The following is a 6,185-nucleotide window of genomic DNA, read 5'->3' on the forward strand; positions in this document are numbered from 1 at the left end:
CCACCGTCACCAGGTCGCGATGACCGCGCGCCTTGATGCGCAGCACGCAGAAGCCGTTATCGGGGTTATGGAAGGTGACGCGCTCGATCGATCCCGCCAGCACCTCCGTGGGCTGCGGACTGGCCTGTGGACTCACCTTTGCAGGGTTCAGCCCTGCGAATGGCGAAGGGTGCGCCAGCCGCCGCTCTCGGTGCTCACCTCCAGGCCAAGGCCAACCAGGCTGGCCGGTTCGCCAGTGGGCTGTCGCTGCTGCCACCAGTGGGTGGCGAAGTCCCAGGCCTCATCGATCGACTCGAAGTGCTCATCGAGCTCGAGGTGGGGTTGGCCGTGGTGATCCACCAGGCGGTAACGCCGTGGCTGGTTGCTGCTGCTGATCGGCAAGGAGGTGGCCATTGGTTCTGTGACCTCAGTTTGGTGGGATCGATCGGTCTGTGCAGTGCTGACTGAGCAGTGCGGCTGCAGGATGGTTCCTCTCCACTGCGAACAGACGACGGCATGCCACAGACGCTCTCCGGCATCGGCGGTCTGGCACACATAGGTATCCGCGTTCACGACATGGAGCGATCGGCGGCCTTTTACGCCTTGCCCGGCTTCCAGTTCGTGGCCGGGCCGATCGGGCCGGAACCGGTCGCGATCCTCAGCCACCCCAGCGGCGTGGAAATCAATCTGATCCTCAATGCGCCCACGGCCTCTGAGGCCAACGTCCTGATGGACGGCCCGGAAAAACCGGCGGGCATCACCCACTTCGCCCTGCTCTGCAACGACCTGGACACCGCGATCAAGGAGCTGCGGGGCGCGGGTCTGGAGCCGAGTGCCGGGCCGGTGGACTTCGGCGGCCAGGCCCGCGGCCTGTTCCTGCGGGATCCCGACCGCAACGTGATCGAACTGCACCAGCGGCTCTGACGCGATGCCCGTTCGAGGTACAGGAGGGGTGAGGAATCGTGACGCCGCTCCTGAGCCGAGGGAGCGGCCCCGACAATGAGGCCAAAGGACGTCGAGATCCTCCGGTTTCATGCCCATGAAGGCGTCAGTGAGCGAGCGAGAGGAAGAGCGGCTTGAGGCCCTTCGCGACTACCGCATCCTCGACACACCGCCCGAGCGGGCCTACGACGATCTGACTGCACTGGCGGCGTACATCTGCGAGGTGCCCATCGCCCTGATCAGCCTGGTTGACGCTGACCGTCAGTGGTTCAAATCGAAGCTCGGCCTGGAAGCGACCGAAACCAGCCGGGACGTCTCCTTCTGCGCCCACGCCATCCTTGAGAAGGAGATCCTGCTGATCCAGGACACCCACCTCGATGCGCGCTTCGCCGCCAATCCGCTGGTGACCTCTGAGCCGAACATCCGCTTCTATGCGGGCGTTCCGTTGCTGACGCCGGAAGGCCTGCCGCTGGGGACCCTCTGCGTGATCGACCACAAGCCGAGGGCGCTGAACGCCGCCCAGATCCATGCCATGGAGGGGCTTGCCCGCCAGGTCGTGACCCAGCTGGAGCTGCGGCGGGTGTCCGCCCGGCTGGCTACGGCCCTGGAGACGATCAACCTGATCGAGGGGCTCGTCCCGATCTGTTCCTATTGCAAGGCGATCCGCAATGACGCCGGCTACTGGTCGAGCGTGGAGGCTTTCATCAAAGAGCACGCCGAGGTGGCCTTCACCCATGGGGTGTGCGAAGCCTGCATCGAAAAGCACTTCCCTGAGGTGGCCGAGGAGTGGCGAAAGCAAGGCGCCGGCTCCTAGCCCAACCCTGACGCCTGGGCAAATCAGGCTGGCGAGGAGGAGCCCTATGGCTGATCTCAGGTGCCAGCGCCAGGTGAGCAGTTCGGTGAGCGCCATGGAGGCTATGCGGGCACGGATTCGGGCCCAGCGCAAAATCGTGGCCGATTACATCGCCGCCGATCCGCACGCCAAGACTTTCATCGATGACTGGGTCACGCCTGATCCTCTTGGCCGCTGACTAAAAGAGTGGAGCTGAAGTCAGTGCAAATAGTCACGTTCGACTGGCGCAAGGAACCAGTGAGCTACATCGTCGATTGCAAGCGCCGCCGGCGCGGGAGCTCAGTCCTTGGTCTGCTGCTCATGATCCGGGGCTGCCACCCTCGTGGAACGGTCGCGGCCGGCTAGCAAGTCAGTCAGCTCCTTGCTGAGTTCAGGGGGCAAGCTGAGCTGCAGGCTTCCGTTGCGCAGATGTAAATCCCGCTGCGGGAAGGGGATGCTGATCCTGCGTTCGCGCAGCACCGCTTCGATGCGGAAATTGAGATCACTGATGATCTCGTACTGCCGCATCGGCTGGTTGATCCACACCAGTAATTTGAAGTTCAGGGCGCTATCGCCAAAGCCCGTGAAAAATACCCGCGGCGGGGGTTCCGGCAGGATGGCCGGATCGTTCTGGCAGGCATCCACCAGCGCGGTGCGAACCGCTTCGCAATCAGAGCCGTAGGCAACGCCGATGGGGAGTGTCAGCCGAGAAATAGGACTGCCGTGGCTCCAGTTCACGACCTGGGACTCGAGGAATTCAGCATTTGGAACGATGATTGAGATGTGATCCAGCGTCATCACTTCGGTGCAGCGAAGGCTGATGCGCTGCACCGTGCCCTGGAGCTCACCAACTTCCACGAAATCGCCCACTTGAATCGGGCGCTCGAAGATAATGATCAGGCCACTGATGAAGTTCTTGGTGATTCCCTGCAGGCCCAGGCCGAGGGCTACGCCGAACACACTGGCGAACAAGGTCAGCGAGCTCAGATCCAGCCCCCAAAGCTGCAGCAGCACCAACGCACCGATGCACAGCAGGGCGTACTGCACGACGAAAGCGATCGCTACCTGGGAGCCTTTGTCCAGGCCCGTGTATGGCAGAACGCGTGTGCGCAGCAGCTGTCGCAGCACCCCCAGACACCTGGCCAGGGCGAGGAACAGCGCCAGAAGCACGATCACATCCAGCACCGAGTAGCTCCGCTCCCCCAGCGGCAGGAAGGGGGAGGCGAGGCTGTCGGATAGGGCGCCGCGAAGCCGTTGCAGTGCCATTCGCGTGACCGGTACTGCCTGGGTGATCGAGGCGGCAACGGCGATCCAGACCGCAACCTGCAGGCTGCGCAGCAGGGCTCGTGGCAGGAAGCCGCTGCCGGGCACGCCCTGGTTCATCCCCCCGTCCGGTGCCTTTGCCCAGGCCCTAGCGAACACCCGCCGGAAGATCGCCCCGAGCACTCGTTGCCCCAGAACTGCAGCAAGCAGCAGCGCGATTGAGCGCAGCAGCAGCCAGCGGATGTGCGAGGGCTGCCGCTCACGCCGGCCGCGCTCAATGGCAACCTCCAGGCTGCGCCGCCAGGATTCCGCCTGCTCCTGAAGGCTTACCCCCTCGGGAGCATCGCGCCGGGTCACCGTCAGCAATTGCTTGTCATTGAGGGTGATCACCGGCAGGCCGTTGCGCTCCACTACCTGGATCTCGGCCGGGCCAGAGCCCTGGGCGGCGTTCTGGAGCCGCGCGTTGGCAGCTTCCACCCTCTGCTCAGCGCTGAAGTCCTTGGAGCTCAAGGCGCGGAACAGCTCTCTGCCGTCCACGTTCACCTGTGCGGAGGCGGTCTCCACAGCCGCCGGCTGCGACTGAACGGCGGGAAGGCTGAGCGCAATCGCCACCAGCAGTGCAGCGTTCCAGACCACAAACCGCCGGAGCTGATCACGCCAGAACCTGTGCCGGCGTGTCCTGGTTGAGCTGACCGGATGGTTCGGAATCATCGGCTGGTTCCCCTGGGTCCGCGGGAAACTCTCAACAGAGCGTCGTGATGGCTTCAAGGTAGGCACAAAATTGCTGGGGGACCGTCAGGCGTGCTCAGCACGCGGCTTTCTCGACACTGCGGCAGCCCAGGTTGGACTTGTAGGGGGGAAGTAGGACCCATCCTGTTTGATCCAGTTTGAGGAGCGCAACAGAATGGCGTTCTGAGTGAACCGGTATCCCCTCCACATGGCCAAGACCCCATCCGATCCAGCCGGCCCCCAGGGCATCCGCCGCCGCGAGCTGCTGCTGGGCACCCTCGCCGCTGGCTTTGCTGTGGCCGTGCGCCCGATCTCAGCGGCCACGATCACCACTGATGAAGATGGACTGACAGCAGGTTTCGTGAGCATCCCTGTGGAAGGAGGCACAATTCCTGCCTACCGCGCCAGACCAGCCACAGGCACGAACTTACCGGTGGTGCTAGTGGTGCAGGAGATCTTCGGGGTACATGCCCACATCCAGGATGTGTGCAGGCGGTTGGCGCGACTCGGCTATCTGGCCATCGCTCCGAGCCTGTTCGAGCGCCAGGGGGATGTCACCAAGCTGCCTGATATCGCTTCGATTCTGCCTGTGGTTGCCAAGGTGCCCGACGCCCAGGTGATGAGCGACCTCGATGCCACTGTTGCCTGGGCGGGGCGTGCGAGAGGAGGAGACAGCGGAAAACTCGGCATCACCGGCTTCTGCTGGGGTGGACGGATCACCTGGCTCTACGCCGCCCACAACCCGAGCCTTAAAGCCGGTGTGGCCTGGTACGGGCGACTGGTTGGGGTGAGCTCACCTGAGCAGCCCTCCTCTCCGCTGGATCTGGTGGCCAGGATCAAGGCTCCGGTGCTGGGCTTGTATGGCGGCCTGGACGATGGCATCCCGCTCGAGACTGTGGAGCAGATGCAAGCAGCCCTGATGGCGGGAGGAGGTCGCAGCGAGATCGTCATCTATCCGGAGGCTCCCCATGGCTTTCATGCCGATTACCGCCCCACGTACCGGCCGGAAGCTGCTGCCGACGGCTGGAGTCGACTTCTGGCATGGTTCAAAGCCAATGGCGTGGCCTGAAGACCTGGGTGTTGAGTGGTGTTCCCCCGGTTTTGACCCCAAGGCCGACCAAGTCCGCTATGGCAACCCAGGCCGGCTTTCTCGCTCCAGGCGCGAACGGCGCAGCACCGTTGAAGGGGTGACGCCATAGCGGCGCTGGAAATTTTTCGAGAACGACGACATCTGCTGGAAGCCGTAGCGGGCGGCAATGCCCGACACCTGCTCCTCCGCTTCGGCCCGCTGCAGGGCGGAGTGAACGGCAGCGAGCCGCTGCTCCCGCACCCATTGCATCGGAGTGCAGCCGAAGCGGCGTTGAAACACATAGTGGAGGTTGCGCGTGGAGTAGGCGCTGCGGCGGCTCATCAGGGTCAGCGTGATCGGCTCGTGCAGATGGGCGCGGATCCACTCGAGCAACTCGTTGAAGACCGTCTCGCGGTAGGGGGATGTCCTGGTGATCGCCGGGCTCACCCCCTGGCCGATCAGCTCCGGGCAGAGCATCGCCGCCATGATCCGGTACAGGAGATCCTCGAGGCCGTGCTGGTGGACGGCCCCGCCGACCGCTGGGATCACGGGGGAATCCAGCAGGCCGAGGGCCAGCCAAAGACTCCTGAGCAGCTCCGCCTGGCTGGCGGAGGAGCCACCACTCAGCAGACTCGGACTTTCGAAACGGCCTCTCAGGTCGTTGGCGTCGCGCTGGTCCCCGGCGATGGCGGCCGCGGTCTCCGCCAGTCGCCGGGGATCGAGAGTGATCATCACTTCAGAGAACTGGTCCGTGCAGGCCCGAAAGGCGCTGCCGGGCAGGAAGGCGGCCATCGGTTCGGCGTTCAGCACCAGCTCGTGTCCGTCGATCCGTATCTGGGCGGAGCCAGCTATCGGCAGCGCCAGCGTGGCGAACTGGCAGTCATCGAAGTCGATCTGCAGCGGTGAGTGGTCGCTGCAGGACACCCGCAGGCTTTCCAGGGCAAACACGCCGCTGCGGTGGAGGAGCCCGCCTGCCTGCTGGCGCTCCAGACAAGCCTTGAGGGGCAGGTTGCGGGCGACGCGTTGCTCCAGTTCATCCGGATCCCTGATTTCGACTGCGAGCGCCTCGAACAGTGCCAGTGGCGCTGCCGTAGCCGGATCCGGATGGGGGGCAGGAGAGTTCACCTGTCGCACCGAGCCGTGGGGCATGGTTCACAGAGATGGACCGTAGGCCACCTGGCAGAAAGCATTGACGATCTGGGCCTCCGGCGCCGAGGCGGCCACCTCCACCTACCCCGGTGCCGCCAGGGCTGATTCAAAGTCTTAACTCGAGCTTGGTTCTGGCTTCCTCGTCGCCATCGCCAGTAGCGCCGTGATGTCGTGAGTTACGGCCTGCATTCCGGCTCGAATCGACTGAAATCCAGCCAGTCG

The 6,185-nt window shown here is 64.3% G+C and carries 7 protein-coding genes; 4 read left to right on the top strand and 3 right to left on the bottom strand.

Translation table 11 applies throughout. The features are described 5' to 3' along the window. Window positions 1–147: 147 nt before the first annotated feature. Window positions 148–393: a hypothetical protein gene (locus KBY93_RS15770; protein ID WP_255095368.1), complete on the bottom strand. Its 246-nt coding sequence runs from the start codon at window positions 391–393 to the stop codon at window positions 148–150. A 102-nt stretch (window positions 394–495) separates the two neighbouring features. Between KBY93_RS15770 and KBY93_RS15775 the strand changes: the two genes are divergently transcribed. From KBY93_RS15775 to KBY93_RS15785, 3 genes are all read left to right on the top strand, one after another. Next, entirely contained in the window at window positions 496–903 is a 408-nt protein-coding gene (locus KBY93_RS15775) for a VOC family protein (RefSeq protein WP_255095369.1), read from the top strand. A gap of 115 nt (window positions 904–1,018) precedes the next feature. Beyond that, window positions 1,019–1,735: a GAF domain-containing protein gene (locus KBY93_RS15780; protein ID WP_255095370.1), complete on the top strand. Its 717-nt coding sequence runs from the start codon at window positions 1,019–1,021 to the stop codon at window positions 1,733–1,735. A 46-nt stretch (window positions 1,736–1,781) separates the two neighbouring features. Beyond that, window positions 1,782–1,952 (top strand): hypothetical protein, encoded by a 171-nt coding sequence (locus KBY93_RS15785; RefSeq protein WP_255095371.1) that lies wholly within the window; start codon window positions 1,782–1,784, stop codon window positions 1,950–1,952. Window positions 1,953–2,053: 101 nt separating this feature from the next. Here KBY93_RS15785 and KBY93_RS15790 read toward each other — a convergent pair whose 3' ends face one another. Then, complete coding sequence (locus tag KBY93_RS15790) at window positions 2,054–3,727, bottom strand: mechanosensitive ion channel family protein (RefSeq protein WP_255095372.1); 1,674 nt, start codon at window positions 3,725–3,727, stop codon at window positions 2,054–2,056. A gap of 226 nt (window positions 3,728–3,953) precedes the next feature. On the opposite strand from KBY93_RS15790, the gene KBY93_RS15795 reads away from it, so the two are divergent. Then, window positions 3,954–4,814 (top strand): dienelactone hydrolase family protein, encoded by an 861-nt coding sequence (locus tag KBY93_RS15795; protein WP_255095373.1) that lies wholly within the window; start codon window positions 3,954–3,956, stop codon window positions 4,812–4,814. A 57-nt stretch (window positions 4,815–4,871) separates the two neighbouring features. On the opposite strand, the gene KBY93_RS15800 is transcribed toward KBY93_RS15795, so the two are convergent. Next, window positions 4,872–5,963 (bottom strand): helix-turn-helix domain-containing protein, encoded by a 1,092-nt coding sequence (locus KBY93_RS15800; protein ID WP_255095374.1) that lies wholly within the window; start codon window positions 5,961–5,963, stop codon window positions 4,872–4,874. Window positions 5,964–6,185 lie beyond the last annotated feature (222 nt).

It is taken from the genome of Synechococcus sp. J7-Johnson (assembly GCF_024345795.1).
In the GTDB taxonomy this organism is placed as follows: Bacteria; Cyanobacteriota; Cyanobacteriia; order PCC-6307; family Cyanobiaceae; genus Regnicoccus_A.